The following is a 17871-nucleotide window of genomic DNA, read 5'->3' as shown; positions in this document are numbered from 1 at the left end:
GAAAGCGCTGTGCGTCTGCGCCTGATTGCGGTCGGCTCGCGCATGCCGAAGTGGGTCGAGGAAGGCTGGCATGAATATGCCAAGCGCCTGCCCGCCGAGCTGTCGCTGGAGCTGGTGGAAATCCCGCTGAATACCCGTGGCAAGAATGCCGACGTCGCCCGCCTGATCCGTCAGGAGGGCGAAGCCATGCTGAGCAAAGTGCAGCCTGGGGAACGCATTGTCACCCTCGAGGTCCATGGCAAGCCATGGAGTACCGAGCAGCTGGCGACCGAGCTGGACCGCTGGCGCCTGGATGCGCGCACGGTGAATTTGATGGTGGGCGGCCCGGAGGGCCTGGCGCCTGAGGTTTGCGCGCGCGCCGAGCAACGTTGGTCGCTGTCGCCGCTGACGTTGCCGCACCCGTTGGTAAGGATACTCATCGGCGAGCAGATCTACCGCGCCTGGACCGTGTTGTCCGGGCACCCTTACCACAAATGAGCCTTTAAGCAGTCCGATGTCGCAGCCGATCCGTCTCAAGGACCACGAGAAAGACGCCCGCCTGGTGCGCAAACGCGTCGTGGTCGGCGCAGTCGCGATCATGCTGCTTGTGTGCGTGCTGATCGCGCGGCTGTACTACCTGCAGATCATCCAGTACGACTACCACTCCACGCTGTCGGAGAACAACCGGGTGCATGTGCAGCCGATCCCGCCGACCCGCGGGCTGATCTTCGACCGCAACGGGGTGATCGTTGCCGACAACCGGCCCAGCTTCAGCCTGTCGATGACCCGCGAACGTGCGGGTAACTGGCAGGAAGTGCTGGATACCATCGTCGAAGTGCTGGACCTCACCGCTGACGACCGTGCCCTGTTCGAGAAGCGCATGCGCCAAGGCCGCCGGCCATTCGAGCCGGTGCCGATCCTGTTCGAGCTCAACGAAGAGCAGATCGCCCGCGTGGCGGTAAACCAGTTCCGCCTGCCGGGTGTCGAGGTGGTGGCCCAGCTGGTGCGGCATTACCCGCAGGGTGCGCATTTCGCCCATTCGGTGGGTTATGTAGGGCGAATCAACGAGAAAGAGCTGAAAACGCTCGACCCGGTGAACTACAGCGGTACCCACCATATCGGCAAGACCGGCATCGAGCGCTTCTACGAGGCCGCCCTGCACGGTCAGGTGGGTTACGAGGAAGTCGAGACCAACGCCCGTGGCCGGGTGTTGCGGGTGCTCAAGCGCACCGATCCGAAGCCGGGCAAGGACATTGTGCTGAGCCTGGACATCAAGCTGCAGGAGGCCGCTGAAGCCGCCCTGGGAGGCCGGCGTGGTGCAGTGGTTGCGCTCGACCCGCGAACCGGTGAGGTACTGGCGATGGTGAGTCAGCCTAGCTTCGACCCCAACCTGTTCGTCACCGGCATCAGCTTCAAGGCCTATGCCGAATTGCGCGATTCGATCGATCGGCCGCTGTTCAACCGCGTGCTGCGTGGCCTGTACCCGCCGGGGTCGACCATCAAGCCGGCGGTGGCTATTGCCGGTCTGGACAGTGGCGTCGTGAATGCCAGCAGCAGGGTGTTCGACCCTGGCTACTACCAGCTGCCCAACTACGACCATAAATACCGTAACTGGAACCGCTCCGGGGATGGCTGGGTCGACCTGGACACCGCCATCATGCGCTCGAACGACACCTACTTCTATGACCTTGCGCACAAGATGGGCATCGATCGCTTGTCCAGCTACATGAACAAGTTCGGTATCGGCCAGCGGGTTTCCCTCGACATGTTCGAGGAGTCTGCCGGGTTGATGCCGTCGCGCGAATGGAAGCGTGCCACCCGTCGCCAGGCCTGGTTCCCTGGCGAAACCCTGATTCTCGGCATCGGCCAGGGCTATATGCAGGCTACGCCGCTGCAACTGGCCCAGGCCACTGCACTGATCGCCAACAAAGGTGTGTGGAACCGCCCGCACCTGGCCAAGACCATCGAAGGCCTGCCGCCGGTGGACGACAACCCCATGGAAGACATCGTGCTGCGTGACAAGTCCGACTGGGCCAAGGTCACCCATGGCATGGAACAGGTGATGCACAACGCCCGCGGTACCGCGCGCAAGGCAGCTGCCGGAGCCCAGTACCGCATTGCCGGCAAGAGCGGTACCGCCCAGGTGGTGGCGATCAAGCAGGGCGAGAAGTACGATCGCAACAAACTCCAGGAGCGCCACCGCGACCATGCGTTGTTCGTCGCGTTTGCCCCAGCCGAAGCCCCGAAAATCGTGGTTTCGGTGATGGTCGAGAACGGTGAGTCCGGCTCGGGTGTCGCCGCTCCGGTGGTACGCCAGATCATGGACGCCTGGCTGCTCGACGAAAATGGCCGGCTCAAACCCGAGTTCGCGCCCGCCACCGTTACCCAGGAATCGGCCCTGTGATGAACAATTTCGATCGCATGCTCTCCAGCGAGGATGTGATGCGTCGGCGTGCGAGCTTTCTGCAACGCATCCATATCGACGGCCCCTTGCTGATCATTCTGCTGACCCTTGCAGCCGGCAGCCTGTTCGTACTGTATTCGGCCAGTGGCAAGAACTGGGACCTGCTGCTCAAGCAAGCCACCTCGTTTGGCATCGGTCTGGTGTCGATGTTCGTCATCGCCCAGCTGGAGCCGCGCTTCATGGCGCGTTGGGTGCCGTTGGCCTACCTGGCCGGGGTGCTGTTGCTGGTAGTGGTCGACGTGATGGGCCACAACGCCATGGGGGCCACACGCTGGATCAACATTCCGGGGGTGATCCGCTTCCAGCCCTCGGAATTCATGAAGATCATCATGCCGGCGACCATCGCCTGGTACCTGTCCAAGCGCACCTTGCCGCCCCATTTGAAGCACGTGGCGATCAGCCTGCTGCTGATCGGCGTGCCGTTCATGCTGATCGTACGTCAGCCAGACCTGGGGACCGCGCTGCTGATCCTGGCCTCCGGTGCCTTCGTGCTGTTCATGGGCGGCTTGCGCTGGCGCTGGATCCTCAGCGTGCTGGCGGCAGCCGTGCCAGTCGCGGTGGCAATGTGGTTCTTCGTCATGCACGACTACCAGAAGCAGCGGGTATTGACCTTCCTCGACCCTGAAAGCGACCCGTTGGGCACCGGTTGGAACATCATCCAGTCCAAGGCGGCGATCGGCTCGGGCGGGGTGTTTGGCAAAGGCTGGCTGCTTGGCACGCAGTCGCACCTGGACTTTTTGCCGGAAAGCCACACCGACTTCATCATCGCCGTGCTCGGCGAGGAATTCGGCCTGGTCGGCATCTGCCTGCTGCTGATTGTCTACCTGCTGCTGATCGGCCGTGGCCTGGTGATCACCGCCCAGGCGCAGACCCTGTTCGGCAAGCTGCTTGCGGGCAGCCTGACCATGACTTTTTTTGTATACGTGTTCGTCAATATCGGAATGGTAAGCGGCCTTCTGCCCGTGGTGGGCGTGCCGTTACCTTTCATCAGCTATGGCGGAACATCGTTGGTGACGCTGCTGTCAGCGTTTGGCGTTTTGATGTCGATCCATACGCACCGCAAATGGATCGCGCAGGTTTGAATAAGGTGAACAATTTCATGCAAGCAGTGCGTAACTGGGCTGCCCGTTGTGCGCCTTGGATCGGTGCGGTGGGCCTGTTCGGCGCTGTACAGCTGGCCCATGCCGGCGAATACGACGGCTCGCCCGAGGTAGCCGCGTTTGTTGGCGAAATGAGCCGCGACTATGGTTTTGCGCCTGAGCAACTGATGGGTGTGTTTCGTGAGGTGCAGCGCAAGCAGTCGATCCTCGACGCCATCTCGCGCCCGGCCGAGCGGGTCAAACCGTGGAAGGACTACCGGCCGATGTTCATCACCGATGCACGTATCGCTCGCGGTGTGGATTTCTGGCGTCAGCACGAGGCTGTATTGGCACGTGCCGAGCAGGAGTACGGCGTACCTGCGCAGTACATTGTCGCGATCATCGGCGTGGAAACCTTCTTTGGCCGCAATACCGGCAACTACCGGGTGATCGACGCCCTGTCGACGCTGGGCTTCGACTACCCGCCACGGGCCGAGTTCTTCCGCAAGGAGCTGCGAGAGTTCCTGCTGCTGGCCCGTGAGGAACAGCTCGATCCCTTGACGCTCAAGGGCTCGTACGCCGGCGCCATGGGGCTGCCGCAGTTCATGCCAAGCAGCTTCCGCAACTACGCGGTGGACTTCGACGGGGACGGCCATATCAATATCTGGAACAACCCTGACGATGCCATCGGCAGCGTGGCCAGCTACTTCAAGCGCCACGGCTGGGTGGCCGGTGAGGGTGTGGTCAGTCGCGCCTGGGTTGAAGGTGAGCGCGCCGACGAAGGCCTGACCACCGGCATCGAGCCGGTGAAAACGGTAGGGGAGTTGCGTACGCTTGGCTGGTCGGTTCATGATTCGCTGCGCGATGATCTGCCGGTTACCGCCTTCCGTCTCGAGGGCGAGAGCGGCCCCGAGTACTGGATGGGCCTGAAGAACTTCTACGCGATCACTCGCTACAACCGCAGCGTGATGTATGCCATGGCGGTACATCAGCTTGCGGAACAGCTGGTTCAAGTACGGGGCGTCAAGTAATGCGCGCAATCATCTCTGGCAACGCTTTCAAGCTGCTCACCTGCCTCGCCGTCGGTGTGGCGCTGGTCAGCTGCTCTTCCAACCGCCCGGCCCCGAAAAGCAGTGGTAATGTCGTGCGTAGCCAGCCGGGCCTGGACATCAACCGGGCGCACAAGGACGGCGCACCGTGGTGGGACGTGGATGTGAACAAGATCCCCGATGCCACCCCGACCGTGCACACCGGTAACTACAAGGCCAACCCGTACACCGTGCTGGGCAAGACCTACTACCCGATGCAGGACTCGCGCAACTACCGCGCCGAGGGTACGGCGTCGTGGTACGGCACCAAGTTCCACGGGCAGAACACTGCCAACGGCGAGCTGTACGACCTGTATGGCATGAGCGCAGCGCACAAGACCCTGCCGCTGCCAGCCTATGTGCGGGTGACCAACCTGGCGAACGGCCGCAGCGTGATCCTTCGGGTGAACGACCGTGGCCCGTTCTATTCCGACCGAATCATCGACTTGTCCTATGCTGCCGCGAAAAAGCTCGGCTATGCCGAGATCGGCACCGCGCATGTGCGCGTCGAGGGTATCGACCCGCAGCAGTGGTGGGCTCAGCGCGGCCAAACGCCGCCGATGGTGCTGAAGGAGCCGCAAGTGGCGCAGACCCAGGCAATACCGGCCAGTACCGGGCGGGTCGAGCAGTGGACCCCGCCGCCACAGCAGCACGCAGCGCCCGTGGTACCCGTGCAGGTGGGTGGCAATAACGTGCCCGGCGGTAGCGGTGGCAGTTTCTTGCAGGTAGGCGCGTTCGCCAACCCGGACGCTGCCGAGTTGCTGCGCGCCAAGCTCAGCACCATGGTCAATGCACCCGTGTTCATCAGCTCGATCGTGCGTAACCAGCAGACCCTGCACCGCGTGCGCCTGGGGCCGATCGGCAGCCAGGGCGAGATCCAGCAAGCACAAGACAGCATTCGCCTGGCGAACTTGGGGCAGGCAAAGCTGGTCACAGCAGACTGACTGTGGGAGCGGGCGCGCCTGCGAAGACGGCAACACCAAACTATCGGTTTTGTCATGAATTGCCGGTCGCGGCCATGTACAATGACCGCTTTTGCCCGCAGCGACATAAAGCCGCACGTTCGCGGGCCAGGCCATTGGCCATAAAACTAGACTGACTGGCGCTGGGCACATGATCTTGCCCAGGGAACATCTCAGACCATTAGCGATTTTCGAGAGACGGATGAACATCACCAACCTTGCCAAACGACTTTGCCTGCCTGTACTGCTGCTGATCACGCCTGCCGCCTTCGCGGCGGAGCAGATGACGCCTGCGCCACCCCAACTGGCAGCCAAGTCCTACGTACTCATGGACGCGTCCAGCGGCAACGTGCTGGTCGAGAACAACGGTGACGAGCGCCTGCCGCCAGCCAGCCTGACCAAGCTGATGACCGCCTACATCGCCACCCTGGACATCCGCCGCGGCCAGATCGGTGAAAGCGACCCGGTTACTGTCAGCGAAAACGCATGGCGTACCGGCGGTTCGCGCATGTTCATCAAGGTTGGCAGCCAGGTCACGGTCAGCGACCTGCTGCACGGCATCATCATCCAGTCCGGTAACGACGCCTCGGTCGCCTTGGCCGAGCACATCGCCGGCAGCGAAGACGCCTTTGCCGACATGATGAACAAGACGGCTGCCGACCTGGGCATGACCAACAGCCACTTCATGAACCCGACCGGTCTGCCGCACCCCGAGCATTACTCGTCGGCGCACGACATGGCGACCCTGGCTCGCGCGATCATCAACGTCGACCCGGCCCACTACGCCATCTACTCGCAGAAAGAGTTCTTCTGGAACAACATCAAGCAGCCTAACCGCAACCTGCTGCTGTGGCGTGACAAGACCGTCGATGGCCTGAAAACCGGTCACACCGACGAAGCCGGCTACTGCATGGTGGCTTCGGCCGTTCGTGACGGCCAGCGCCTGATCGCCGTGGTGTTCGGTACCAACAGCGAGCAATCGCGTGCTGCCGAAACCCAGAAGCTGCTGACCTACGGTTTCCGCTTCTTCGAAACCCAGACCTTCTACCAGAAAGGCACCGAGCTGACCCAGGCGCCGGTCTGGAAGGGCGCTACCAGCCAAGTCAAGGCTGGCCTGGCTGACGACCTGACCATGACTATGCCTAAAGGCCAATTGAAGCGCCTGCAGGCTTCGATGACCATGAACCCGCAGCTCACCGCACCGATCGCCAAAGGTGACGTGATCGGCAAAGTGGAAGTCAAACTGGACGAAAAAGTGATTCACAGTGCCGACCTGATCGCCCTTGATGGCGTCGAGGAAGGTGGTTTCTTCCGCCGTATGTGGGATAGCATCCGTCTATTCTTCTACGGGTTGTTCAACTGATACGTGACCTGCATGCCCCCGCGCCTACCGCGGGGGTGTTGTTGTTGCCACGGCTTACGAGGCCGTTTCCGCCATGAGCGAACCAGACGTCAAGTCGCACAAGATCGAATTCCCTTGCGACGATTACCCGATCAAGGTCATTGGTGACACCGTTGTCGGTTTCAAGGACATGGTCATCGAGGTTCTCAGCAAGCACGCCAAAGTCGACCTTTCCACCCTGGCCGAACGCCAGAGCAAGGAAGGCAAGTACACCACCGTGCAATTGCACATCGTTGCCGAAAGCGAGAACCAGCTGCACGATATCAACAGCGCCCTGCGCGCTACCGGCATCGTGAAAATGGTGCTTTGATGTCCGCCTGCCTCGGTTTTCGCGAGCTTGGCCTGCAGCCCTATGAACCGGTGCTGGAGGCCATGCGTCGTTTTACCGAGCAGCGCAGCCCGGACAGCCAGGATGAAATCTGGCTGGTCGAGCACCCTGCGGTCTTCACCCAGGGGCAGGCCGGCAAGGCCGAGCACCTGCTGGTGCCGGGCGACATCCCGGTGGTGCAGACCGACCGCGGCGGCCAGGTCACCTACCATGGCCCCGGGCAGCTGGTGGCCTACCTGCTGCTGGATGTGCGCCGGCTGGGCTTTGGCGTGCGTGAGCTGGTCAGCCGTATCGAGCTGGCCCTCATCGACCTGCTCGCCAGCTATGCTGTTCAGGCGTCTGCCAAGCCCGATGCCCCGGGTGTCTATGTCGACGGAGCGAAAATCGCCTCCCTCGGCCTGCGAATTCGCAACGGCCGTTCGTTTCACGGCCTTGCCCTGAACGTGGACATGGACCTTGCGCCATTCCGCCGAATCAACCCCTGCGGCTATGCGGGGCTGGCGATGACCCAGCTGCGCGACCTGGCAGGTCCGATCGAACTCGACGAGGTCAGGACAAGGCTGCGCGGACAGCTGGTCAAGCACCTCGACTACGCTGAGCAGACGACCCTCACGGGCGGAATCGACTGAATATGACAACTGTGCAAGAAGCCGTGCCGAACCTGATACCTACCCAGGATGCCATCCCGCGCCCAGCGCCGAAGAAGGTGGAAGCTGGGGTCAAGCTGCGTGGTGCCGACAAAGTCGCGCGCATCCCGGTGAAGATCATCCCTACCGATGAGCTACCCAAGAAGCCCGACTGGATTCGCGTGCGTATCCCGGTGTCGCCCGAGGTAGACCGCATCAAACAACTGCTGCGCAAGCACAAACTGCACAGCGTGTGCGAAGAGGCCTCCTGCCCGAACCTGGGCGAGTGCTTCTCGGGTGGTACCGCCACCTTCATGATCATGGGTGACATCTGCACCCGTCGTTGCCCGTTCTGCGACGTTGGCCACGGCCGACCGAAACCGCTGGATCTGGACGAGCCGAAAAACCTGGCTGTTGCCATTGCCGACCTGCGCCTGAAGTATGTGGTGATCACCTCGGTGGACCGCGACGACCTGCGTGACGGCGGTGCCCAGCACTTTGCTGACTGCATCCGGGAAATCCGCGCGCTGTCGCCGGGCGTGCAGTTGGAGACCTTGGTGCCTGACTACCGTGGCCGTATGGACGTTGCCCTGGAAATCACCGCGCAAGAGCCGCCGGATGTGTTCAACCACAACCTCGAGACCGTACCGCGCCTGTACAAGGCCGCGCGCCCGGGTTCGGACTATGACTGGTCGCTGGACTTGCTGCAGAAGTTCAAGCAGTTGGTGCCGCACGTACCGACCAAGTCGGGCCTGATGCTCGGCCTGGGCGAAACCGACGAGGAAGTGATCGAAGTGATGCACCGCATGCGCGAGCATGACATCGACATGCTCACCCTTGGCCAGTACCTGCAGCCGTCGCGCAGCCACTTGCCGGTGCAGCGTTTCGTTCACCCGGACACCTTTGCCTGGTTCGCCGAGGAAGGTTACAAGATGGGCTTCAAGAACGTTGCTTCTGGCCCGCTGGTGCGTTCTTCGTACCACGCCGACCAGCAGGCCCACGAAGCCAAGATCAAGCTCTGAGCTATGCTCTAGCCTAGAGCAGAGCCACAGATGCCGATGCGCGCCCAAGGGCGGCATCGGCATTTTTGTTTGTGTCCCATGCGCTGCAAGGAGCCGCGATGTATTGCGCCAAAACCTTCCAATCCACCCTGCCAGCCGCGCTGCCGGCCAACGCATGTTTTGCCATTGTCGCCCCGGCGGGCGCGGCGCGGCTTGATGCGCACAAGGTTAGCCAGTGGTTCGTTGACCGCGGCTACCGTTGCCATATCTACCCGGGTGCCCTGCAGGCGCAGGGCTACCTGGCGGGGCCGGACCAGCAGCGCCTGCAGGACTTGCATGCAGCGTTTGCCGATCCGGCCATGGACGCCATCCTGTGCATGCGTGGGGGCTACGGCAGCATGCGCCTGCTTGACCAGCTCGACTTTGAACTGATCCGGCGCAACCCCAAGCCGCTGATCGGCTACAGCGACATCACCGCGTTGCATACGGCGATCTACCGGCATGCCGGGCTGGTGACCTTCCATGGGGGGATGCTCAATGCCGACCTGTTGGGGGCCAAGTTGCCACCGACCGAGTCGTCGTTGCTGGCGCAACTGGGTGGGCATGTGAGGGCAGGCGAGCAGGTCGCGCACCCGGCGGGCTTCGCATTGGACTGCGTGCTGCCGGGGGTGGCCAGCGGACCGTTGCTGGGGGGCAACCTGTCGATGCTGGGGGCGACCATGGGGACCCTTGCCGAGCTGGATACCCAGGGCTGCATCCTGTTCATCGAGGATGTCAACGAGCCGTTGTACAGGGTGGATCGGCTGCTGACCCAGTTACGCCTGGCAGGCAAGCTGGAGGGGGTCAAGGGCGTGCTGGTGGGCGACTTTGCCGGGATTACCACTGCGGCGCTGACGCCGTTGCTGGAGGATACGTTTGCACCGCTGGGTGTGCCGGTGCTGGCGGGTTGGCGCAGCGGGCACTGTGACCCGAATGTATGCTTGCCCCTGGGGGCTCGGGTGAGGCTCGACAGTGTTCAGCAAACACTGGTGCTGGAGCAGGACCTGTTCAGGGCGTGAAACTACCGGGGCCGCGCAGCGGCCCCGAAATGCCTACTGCTGCCGCAGGCTCTCAAGCAGCTTATGGGTCGGGTAGCCATCCGCCGGCCAGCCCAGCCCTTGCTGGGCATTGCGAATCGCTTTGCGGGTATTGGCCCCGATAATGCCATCTGCATTACCCGCATCATGCCCGCGGCTGTTCAGCAAGTTCTGCAACTCCATGCGCTCGGTGCGGCTGAGCGGCAGATCCTCTTTCGGCCAGCTGCCGGCAATGAAGCCCCAGCCGCTGAAGCGATCCCCGAGCAGGCTCACCGCCAAGGCATAGGACGACGAGTTGTTGTATTTGAGGATGGCGCGGAAGTTGTCCAGCACCAGGAACGCCGGGCCGCGTGCACCGGCCGGCAGCAGCAGGGCGGCAGACAGCTGGTTGCTACCTGCCGGCAGCTGGGTGCCCGCTGGCAGTTTCACGCCCATCGCGAGCCATTCACTCACTGGTTTGCGCAGTGCGCCATCGGCCTGCCAGAAGTCGAAACCAGCCGGCACCTGTACCTCGAAGCCCCACGGTTGGCCGCGTTTCCAGCCCGAACTCTGCAGGTAGTGCGCTGTTGAGGCCAAGGCATCTGGTGTGCTGTTCCAGATGTCGCGGCGGCCATCGCCGTCGAAGTCCACGGCATGGGTATTGTAGGTGGTCGGGATGAACTGGGTCTGGCCCATGGCGCCGGCCCACGAGCCACGCATGGCTTCAGGCTGGATGTCACCATGCTGGATGATCTGCAGCGCGGCAATCAGCTGATCCTGGGCGAACTGTGGGCGGCGGCCCTCATAGGCCAAAGTGGCCAGCGAGCGGATCACCGACTTGCTGCCTTGGAACTGGCCGAAGTTGCTTTCCATGCCCCACACCGCGACCAGCACCTGGCGGTCCACGCCATAGCGTTGCTCAAGGCGAGTCAGCAGCTCGGCGTTCTGCTCCAGCAGCTTCTTGCCGTTGCGCACACGCAGGGGCGACAGGGCGCCTTCGAGGTATTCCCACACCGGGCGGGTGAACTCCGGCTGGCTGCGGTCTGCCTTGATCACGTCCAGGTCGGGGGTGACACCGAGGAAGGCGCGGTCGAAGGTGCTCGGCGAAATGCCGGCTTGCAGGGCCTGCTCGCGGAAGCCCGCTTGCCATTGGGCGAAGGTTTGCAGGGGCTGGATGTCAGTGCTGACGTCGGGCGTTGCGCCGGGCACGGTCACCACGGGATTGGGTTGGGCAGGGGCCAGCGGCAGCGCGTCGGCGGCGGTGGGCTTTTCCGCACAGGCCACGAGCAGGATGAAGCTGGAGGCCGCGATCAGCTGGCGGGTTTCCCAGCGGGGGATAAGACGGAAGAGCATGCACAGATCCAGAGTTGCAGGTCAGGTGACGACCATACCATGCCTGCGCTTGCGATGCTTTCATGCAGCCAAAAAGTAGGAAGCCTCCCAATCTCTCGATTGGAAGGCTTCGCGGCGGTAGCTGCCTTTGCCCTTGTTCGGTTGTTCCTGGCGGCAGCGGAACAGTGGCTGGGCAACGATGGACTTGGCCTTGTTGGGGCCGTGCTTTTTCGGCTTTTTGCTCATGGCGGGCTTCCCGGGTTGGGTGGGTTTCGCGGCGCACTGTAGGCCCCCCGAGGGGTGGGGGCCAATTGATTGTGTATATGGTCGAGGCTCTGGTGCCTATGTGTAGGAGCGGGTTTACCCGCGAATACGGTGGCGGCGGCAACGGTGAACGGCGCGTGGAGATTGGTTAGCAGGGCCGGCCTCTTCGCGGGTGAACCCGCTCCTACACGACGGCCTGTGTCCAACCCCCGATGTGTGTCCACCACCAATCTGCGTAGGAGCGGGTTTACCCCGCGAATACGGTGGCGGCAGCAACGGTGAACGGCGCGTGGAGATTGGTTAGCAGGGCCGGCCTCTTCGCGGGTGAACCCGCCCCTACACGACGGCCTGTGCCCAACCACCGATGTGTGTCCACCACCAATCTGCGTAGGAGCGGGTTTACCCGCGAATACGGTGGCGGCGGCAACGGTGAACGGCGGGTGGAAATTGGCCTGCAGGGCCGGCCTCTTCGCGGGTAAACCCGCTCCTACAGTGGCCCCAGTTACTCGGGAGGCAGGGCCAGGCGTTGGCCAGCCATCAACAGCGACAGCCGCGCCAGGCCAATCCAGGGCGAACCTTCAGCCTGCCCTTTGATCTGCGCATCGATTCGCTGGGCATCCTGCAGCAGTTGCGCCCAACGCTGCGCCGAGAGGCGCTGCAGGGCCTTGCTGACCAGCGGTCGGCGTTTGTCCCAGATGGGCGGGCGGGCCTGGCTGAACGCTTTGTCCAATGGCACGCCTTGGCTGAACTGCTGGGCTAGCCCCGCCAGTTGGCGCAGCTCACGGGCCAACGCCCAGAGGATGACTGGCGGCTCCACACCTTCACCGCGCAAGCCTTCGAGCATGCGCAGGGCATGCGCAGCCTCGCCGTTGAGAATGGCATCGACCAGGCCGAAGACATCGAAGCGGGCACTGTCGGCGACGGCAGCCTGCACGGTTTCCACGGTGATCTGGCTGCCTTCGGCCAGCAGCTTGAGTTTTTCGATTTCCTGCGCGGCTGCCAGCAGGTTGCCTTCCACGCGCGCGGCAATCAGGTCGACGGCATCACGCTGGGCTGACAGGCCGGCCTGTTGAAGGCGCTGGTTGATCCACTGCGGGAGCTGGTGCACATCCACCGGCCAGATCTGGATGAACTGGCAATGAGCGCCTTCGATCAATGCCTTGCCCCACTTGGTCTTCTGCGCACTGCTGTCGAGCTTGGGCAGGCTGATCAGCAGCAGCGTGTCTTCGGCGGGGTTGGCGCAGTATTCCATCAGCGCAGCGGCACCCTTGTCACCGGGCTTGCCCGAGGGCAGGCGCAGTTCCAGCAGGCGGCGCTGGGCGAACAGCGACAGGCTTGCACCGGCCTGGAGCAGGGTGCCCCAGTCGAAGTTGGCGTCGGCACTGAATACCTGGCGTTCATCGAAACCTTGCTGACGCGCGGCATTGCGGATGGCGTCGGCAGCTTCCTGGCACAGCAGCGGGTCGTCGCCACTGACCACGTAGACCGGTGCCAGGGCGCCTTGCAGGTGCTTGTTGAGTTGGGCGGGGGCGAGTTTCATGGGGAACAGGCGGGGCGCCCGAGGGCGCCCCTCGCGGGCTTAGTTGCCCGGTACTTCCAGTGGCGATTGCTGAGGCGTCTCGGCTTGCTGGCGGCGGGCAGCCTCCAGCGCGGCAGCTTCGGCTTGGGCGCGCTCGTCGGCTTTACGCTGCAGCTCATCCAGTTGGGACGGGGACAGCATCTGCAAACGTACGACCATGGCGTTGACCAGGTCGCGGCGCATTTCTTCGCGGGCGCGTTTGGCTTCCTGCTCGGAGCCGGTGATGTTCGAGCCGTCACGCACGTAGACCTTGCGCACCTCCAGCTTGTCGCTCATCAGCTCCAGGTTGTTCAGGCCCAGGATGCTGTAGTCCAGCTTGGTGGTCAGCTCGTACTCGGCGGTACGGTTGCCGCTGTTGTAGGTCGCCGAGCGCTCGCGCTCCTGTTCGTTGGTCAGCACCAGGCGATACGGTGCGCCAGCGTGCACGTTGACGCCGCTACGTTCCAGCACTTCACGCAGCTGGAGCACGGTCGGGCCATAGGCATTGCGCGCGCTGACGTCCATTTCCTTCACGCTCAGCTCGGTGGCGCCGGTACCGCGCAGCTGGAAACCGCAGGCGCTGAGCATGACCGCCAGGCCGATTACCAGCAAATTGCGTTTGATCATGTTGTTGCTCCCTTTTGGGCCTGTTCCGCCCACCCGCAATCGATGCGGGTGGGCGTTTTCATCAGTTGGCGACGATGTTGACCAGCTTGCCCGGTACCACGATGACCTTGCGGATGGTCAGGCCATCGATGAAGCGCAGGACATTCTCGTTGCTGCGGGCAGCGGCTTCGACTTCTTCGCGGCTGGCAGCGGCAGGCATCTCGACCTGGCCGCGCAGTTTACCGTTGACCTGAACCACCAAGGTAATGGAGTCCTGCACCAGCGCCTGTTCGTCAACGCTTGGCCAGGCGGCATCGATCACCGAGCCTGCGTGGCCCAGGTGCTGCCACAGCGCGTGAGAGATGTGCGGAGTGATCGGCGCCAGCAGCAGGGTGACGGCTTCCAGGCCTTCCTGCAGCAGGGCGCGGTCCTGTTCGGTGGCTTGCGGGGCCTTTTCCAGCACGTTCATCACGGTCATCACCTGGGCGATGGCGGTATTGAACTTGTGGAACTGGCCCACGTCGGTGCTGGCCTGCTTGATGGCAGCGTGAATGGCGCGGCGGATGACCTTTTGCGCGTCGTCCAGGGCGGCAACATCCAGCTTGCCTGGCAGGCCCTGGCTGACGTGAGCCTGAGCCAGACGCCAGACACGGCGCAGGAAGCGGCTGGCACCTTCGACGCCGGAGTCGGACCATTCCAGGCTCATGTCGGGCGGCGAGGCGAACATCATGAACAGGCGGCAGGTGTCGGCGCCGTAGGCTTCGATCATGGACTGCGGGTCGACGCCGTTGTTTTTCGACTTCGACATTTTCTCGGTGCCACCGATTTCCACCGGCAAGCCGTCGGTCTTCAGGCGGGCGCCAATGATCTTGGCTTTGGCATCACGCTCGATTTCGACATCGGCCGGGTTGAACCAGTCCTTGCCGCCGTTGCTGGCAACGCGGTAGTAGGTCTCGGCGACCACCATGCCCTGGGTCAGCAGGTTCTTGAACGGCTCGTTCGAGGTGACCAGGCCTTCGTCACGCATCAGCTTGTGGAAGAAGCGCGCGTACAGCAGGTGCAGGATCGCGTGTTCGATACCGCCGATGTACTGATCTACCGGCAGCCAGTGGTTGGCGGCTTTGGGGTCGACCAGGCCTTTGTCGTAGTTTGGCGAGGCGTAGCGGGCGAAGTACCAGGACGACTCGACGAAGGTGTCCATGGTGTCGGTTTCGCGCTTGGCCGGAGTACCGCATTTCGGGCAGCTGCATTCGTAGAATTCAGGCATGCGCGCCAGCGGCGAACCGGCGCCGTCCGGCACCACGTTCTCCGGCAGGGTGACCGGCAGCTGGTCTTCCGGCACCGGGACGTCGCCGCAGGACGGGCAGTGGATGATCGGGATCGGGCAGCCCCAGTAGCGCTGGCGGCTGATACCCCAGTCGCGCAGGCGGAACTGGGTACGCGATTTGCCCAGTTCCTTGCGGATCAGGGCCGCTTCGATGGCGTCGAAGGCGCCAGCAAAGTCCAGGCCGTCGAACTCTGCGGAGTTGATCAGCTGGCCGTGCTCGCCATAGGCGGCCTGCCACTCGCTGCCGACTTCATCGCCAGCGCTGGTGCGCACCACGGCCTTGACCGGCAGGTTGTACTTGTGGGCGAACTCGAAGTCGCGCTCGTCGTGGGCCGGCACGGCCATTACCGCGCCATCACCGTAGTGCATCAGCACGTAGTTGGCGACCCATACTGGCAGCTTCTCGCCAGTGAGCGGGTGCTCGACCAGCAGGGAAGTGGCCATGCCTTTCTTCTCCTGAGTGGCCATGTCGGCTTCGGCAACGCTGCCGCTCTTGCACTCATCGATGAACGCCTGCAGCGCCGGGTTGCCCTGCGCAGCCTGGGTGGCCAGCGGGTGCTCGGCGGCGACGGCGACATAGGTGGCGCCCATCAGCGTGTCCGGACGGGTGGTGAAGACCTTGAGGGTGCCTTCGTGGCCGATGCTGGCCTGGTCGTACGGGAACTGGACTTCCATGCCGCGCGATTTGCCGATCCAGTTGCGCTGCATGGTCTTGACCTGCTCAGGCCAGCCCGGCAGCTCGTCGAGGCTCTCCAGCAGCTCGTCGGCGTAATCGGTGATGCGGAAGTAGTACATCGGGATTTCGCGCTTCTCGATCAGCGCGCCCGAACGCCAGCCACGGCCGTCGATGACTTGTTCGTTGGCCAGTACGGTCTGGTCCGCCGGGTCCCAGTTCACGGTACCGTTCTTGCGGTAGATGATGCCTTTTTCGAACAGGCGGGTGAACAGCCACTGCTCCCAACGGTAGTAGTCGGGTTTGCAGGTGGTGACTTCACGTGCCCAGTCGATGGCCAGGCCCAGGCTCTTGAGCTGGGTCTTCATGTAGTCGATGTTTTCGTACGTCCACTTGGCCGGGGCGACGTTGTTTTTCATCGCCGCGTTTTCCGCGGGCATGCCGAAAGCGTCCCAGCCCATCGGCTGCAGGACGTTCTTGCCCAGCATGCGCTGGTAGCGGGCAATCACGTCACCGATGGTGTAGTTGCGCACGTGGCCCATGTGTAGCTTGCCGCTCGGGTACGGGAACATCGATAGGCAATAGTAGGTGTCTTTGCCTGGCTGTTCGGTAACAGCGAACGATTGTTGCTCGTCCCAGAACTTCTGGGCGGCGGCTTCGATATCACGGGGCGTGTATTGTTCGTGCATGGCTACTTTTGGCTGAGAGAGAAGAGACCTTGTTCCAGGCAGCGGAACCTCGCTGCGTCCGGCACTCCGGTGTCGTTTAGAGTGAACGCCGTAGCATACAGCAGCGCCGCGCATCGTGGGAAACCTTCGTTGCGAATGCCCGCTGGTCGCGGCGCACGGCTGCTTTTTGCAACGACGCTAAGCTCAGGTGTGGGGGGAGATATTCTTACCTTCAATGAGGTGAACGGATGGGAGAGACGCAGCTACCCGCAATCAGACCGGAGCTTTACGAGCGCCTGATCGACCGGCTTGGCCTGGCACTGGAAACGGCCAGGACCTCGGTGCGATTGCGCGACGAGATGCCAGCTGAGCTTGAGTTGCGTGGCCTGAGCCACGCAGAGTTCGAAGTGATCAAGGCCTACCTGGAATCCCTTCCGGAGCGCCACAATGCCCCTGTCGGCAGTTACCCACAAGCGGAGCCGACATCGGCCAAGATCATCTGGCTCAAGGACAAGAAACGCCCCGCCAGTACGGCGAGATCCAGGACGCTGCCACATCGCTAGCCGTTCAGGACGCCAGGCGCAGGCTATCGCGCGCCGGTTCTTCACTATCACACAACTCAAGATCGACGCCGGTAAGCACTTGTTGACCGGCGTCGATCCTTCTAGGCTGCACGCCTGCCAAGGAGGTGTGGCCGATGCCGATCCGATTCTTCATCAAACAATGGCTGATGCCGCCGGGCGTGCTGTTCTTGCTGCTGCTTGCGGCATGGTGGCTGCGTACGCGGCGGCCCCGGTTGGCGGCGCTTTGCTTTACCGTAGGGCTGGGTGGCCTGTGGTTGATGAGCCTGCCGCTGGTGGTGCAGGAAACCGCCCGTGTGCTGGAAAGTGAGCCGCCGCTGGCCGTGAGCGACTGGGCCGGCCTGGCGAGCCGGGCGGATGCCATTGTGGTGCTGGGCGCCGGGCGCGAGCGCGGGGACCCGGCCTGGGGTGGCGGTGACCAGCCCACGGCCACGGCACTGGAACGTATGCGCTTTGCCGCGCGACTGGCCAAAGCCTCGGGCCTGCCAGTGTTGACCAGTGGTGGGTTGCATTACGGCACGCCGCCCAGCGAGGCGAGGCTGATGGCGGAGCGCCTGCATGAAGATTTCGCTGTCGAGGTGAAATGGCGCGAAGAGGCCAGCCGCACGACCTGGGAAAATGCTCAGCTGACGGCCAAGGTGCTGCAGCCTTTGGGGTTTCGCCGGGTGGTGCTGGTGACCCAGGCCTGGCACATGCAGCGCTCACGCTGGAGTTTTGAACAGGCGGGGTTCGAGGTGGTGCCGGCGCCGGTGGGGTTCCTTGGGCGCGATCATGCGCGGCCGTTTGGCGGGCTGCTGCCAGAGAGCCGGGCGATGTGGCAGAGCGGGCAGTTGTTCAATGAAGTGGTGGGGTTGGTGGGGTATCGGGTGTTCTACTGA

At 63.2% G+C, this 17871-nt stretch carries 17 protein-coding genes; 12 read left to right on the top strand and 5 right to left on the bottom strand.

Features of this window, described 5'->3' with window-relative positions; genetic code table 11:
- The first annotated feature begins 9 nt into the window (after positions 1-9).
- The 10 genes from rlmH (at position 10) to V7787_RS26000 (ending at position 9987) form a co-directional block, all read left to right on the top strand.
- Positions 10-477: a 23S rRNA (pseudouridine(1915)-N(3))-methyltransferase RlmH gene (gene rlmH / locus V7787_RS26045; RefSeq protein ID WP_003249722.1), complete on the top strand. Its 468-nt coding sequence runs from the start codon at positions 10-12 to the stop codon at positions 475-477.
- A 16-nt stretch (positions 478-493) separates the two neighbouring features.
- Positions 494-2383, top strand: coding sequence for a penicillin-binding protein 2 (mrdA, locus tag V7787_RS26040; protein WP_010955422.1), 1890 nt, complete (start codon positions 494-496; stop codon positions 2381-2383).
- Positions 2384-2421: 38 nt separating this feature from the next.
- A complete protein-coding gene (gene rodA / locus V7787_RS26035; RefSeq protein WP_050545941.1) occupies positions 2422-3525 on the top strand; it encodes a rod shape-determining protein RodA in 1104 nt (367 codons plus the stop codon).
- Positions 3526-3542: 17 nt separating this feature from the next.
- A complete protein-coding gene (gene mltB, locus V7787_RS26030; RefSeq protein WP_014592536.1) occupies positions 3543-4553 on the top strand; it encodes a lytic murein transglycosylase B in 1011 nt (336 codons plus the stop codon).
- Positions 4553-5554, top strand: a complete 1002-nt coding sequence (locus V7787_RS26025) for a septal ring lytic transglycosylase RlpA family protein (protein ID WP_064491146.1) — start codon at positions 4553-4555, stop codon at positions 5552-5554. The genes mltB and V7787_RS26025 overlap by 1 nt, the downstream gene beginning before the upstream one ends.
- A 220-nt stretch (positions 5555-5774) precedes the next feature.
- Positions 5775-6935 carry a D-alanyl-D-alanine carboxypeptidase family protein gene (locus tag V7787_RS26020; protein WP_010955418.1) on the top strand — a complete coding sequence of 387 codons (1161 nt, stop codon included), beginning with the start codon at positions 5775-5777 and terminating at the stop codon, positions 6933-6935.
- Positions 6936-7008: 73 nt separating this feature from the next.
- Positions 7009-7284 (top strand): DUF493 domain-containing protein, encoded by a 276-nt coding sequence (locus V7787_RS26015; RefSeq protein WP_010955417.1) that lies wholly within the window; start codon positions 7009-7011, stop codon positions 7282-7284.
- Positions 7284-7931: a lipoyl(octanoyl) transferase LipB gene (gene lipB, locus V7787_RS26010; RefSeq protein WP_003249738.1), complete on the top strand. Its 648-nt coding sequence runs from the start codon at positions 7284-7286 to the stop codon at positions 7929-7931. Before V7787_RS26015 ends, lipB begins: the two co-directional genes overlap by 1 nt.
- A gap of 2 nt (positions 7932-7933) precedes the next feature.
- The gene (gene lipA / locus V7787_RS26005; RefSeq protein WP_336090106.1) at positions 7934-8950 is read left to right on the top strand and encodes a lipoyl synthase; all 1017 of its coding nucleotides are present in this window, start codon (positions 7934-7936) and stop codon (positions 8948-8950) included.
- Positions 8951-9048: 98 nt separating this feature from the next.
- On the top strand, positions 9049-9987 hold the full coding sequence (locus V7787_RS26000; protein WP_064491145.1) for a S66 peptidase family protein: 939 nt from the start codon (positions 9049-9051) through the stop codon (positions 9985-9987).
- A gap of 33 nt (positions 9988-10020) precedes the next feature.
- On the opposite strand, the gene V7787_RS25995 is transcribed toward V7787_RS26000, so the two are convergent.
- The 5 genes from V7787_RS25995 to leuS form a co-directional block, all read right to left on the bottom strand.
- Positions 10021-11337 (bottom strand): lytic murein transglycosylase, encoded by a 1317-nt coding sequence (locus V7787_RS25995; RefSeq protein WP_010955414.1) that lies wholly within the window; start codon positions 11335-11337, stop codon positions 10021-10023.
- A 60-nt stretch (positions 11338-11397) separates the two neighbouring features.
- Complete coding sequence (gene arfA, locus V7787_RS25990; protein WP_003249747.1) at positions 11398-11562, bottom strand: alternative ribosome rescue factor ArfA; 165 nt, start codon at positions 11560-11562, stop codon at positions 11398-11400.
- 520 nt (positions 11563-12082) lie between these two features.
- Positions 12083-13120, bottom strand: coding sequence for a DNA polymerase III subunit delta (holA, locus tag V7787_RS25985; RefSeq protein ID WP_003249749.1), 1038 nt, complete (start codon positions 13118-13120; stop codon positions 12083-12085).
- Between the two features lie 39 nt (positions 13121-13159).
- Positions 13160-13765: an LPS-assembly lipoprotein LptE gene (locus V7787_RS25980; RefSeq protein WP_020193850.1), complete on the bottom strand. Its 606-nt coding sequence runs from the start codon at positions 13763-13765 to the stop codon at positions 13160-13162.
- A 61-nt stretch (positions 13766-13826) separates the two neighbouring features.
- Positions 13827-16433 (bottom strand): leucine--tRNA ligase, encoded by a 2607-nt coding sequence (leuS, locus tag V7787_RS25975; protein WP_064491246.1) that lies wholly within the window; start codon positions 16431-16433, stop codon positions 13827-13829.
- A 227-nt stretch (positions 16434-16660) separates the two neighbouring features.
- Here leuS and V7787_RS25970 point away from each other — a divergent pair, with 227 nt between their 5' ends.
- Both V7787_RS25970 and V7787_RS25965 read left to right on the top strand, forming a co-directional pair.
- Positions 16661-16975, top strand: a complete 315-nt coding sequence (locus tag V7787_RS25970) for a hypothetical protein (RefSeq protein WP_010955411.1) — start codon at positions 16661-16663, stop codon at positions 16973-16975.
- A gap of 134 nt (positions 16976-17109) precedes the next feature.
- Entirely contained in the window at positions 17110-17871 is a 762-nt protein-coding gene (locus V7787_RS25965) for a YdcF family protein (RefSeq protein WP_064491245.1), read from the top strand.

This window comes from Pseudomonas sp. CGJS7, assembly GCF_036961695.1.
Note: the sequence above shows the minus strand (reverse complement) of the source record. Positions and strands in the feature narration are given on the sequence as shown.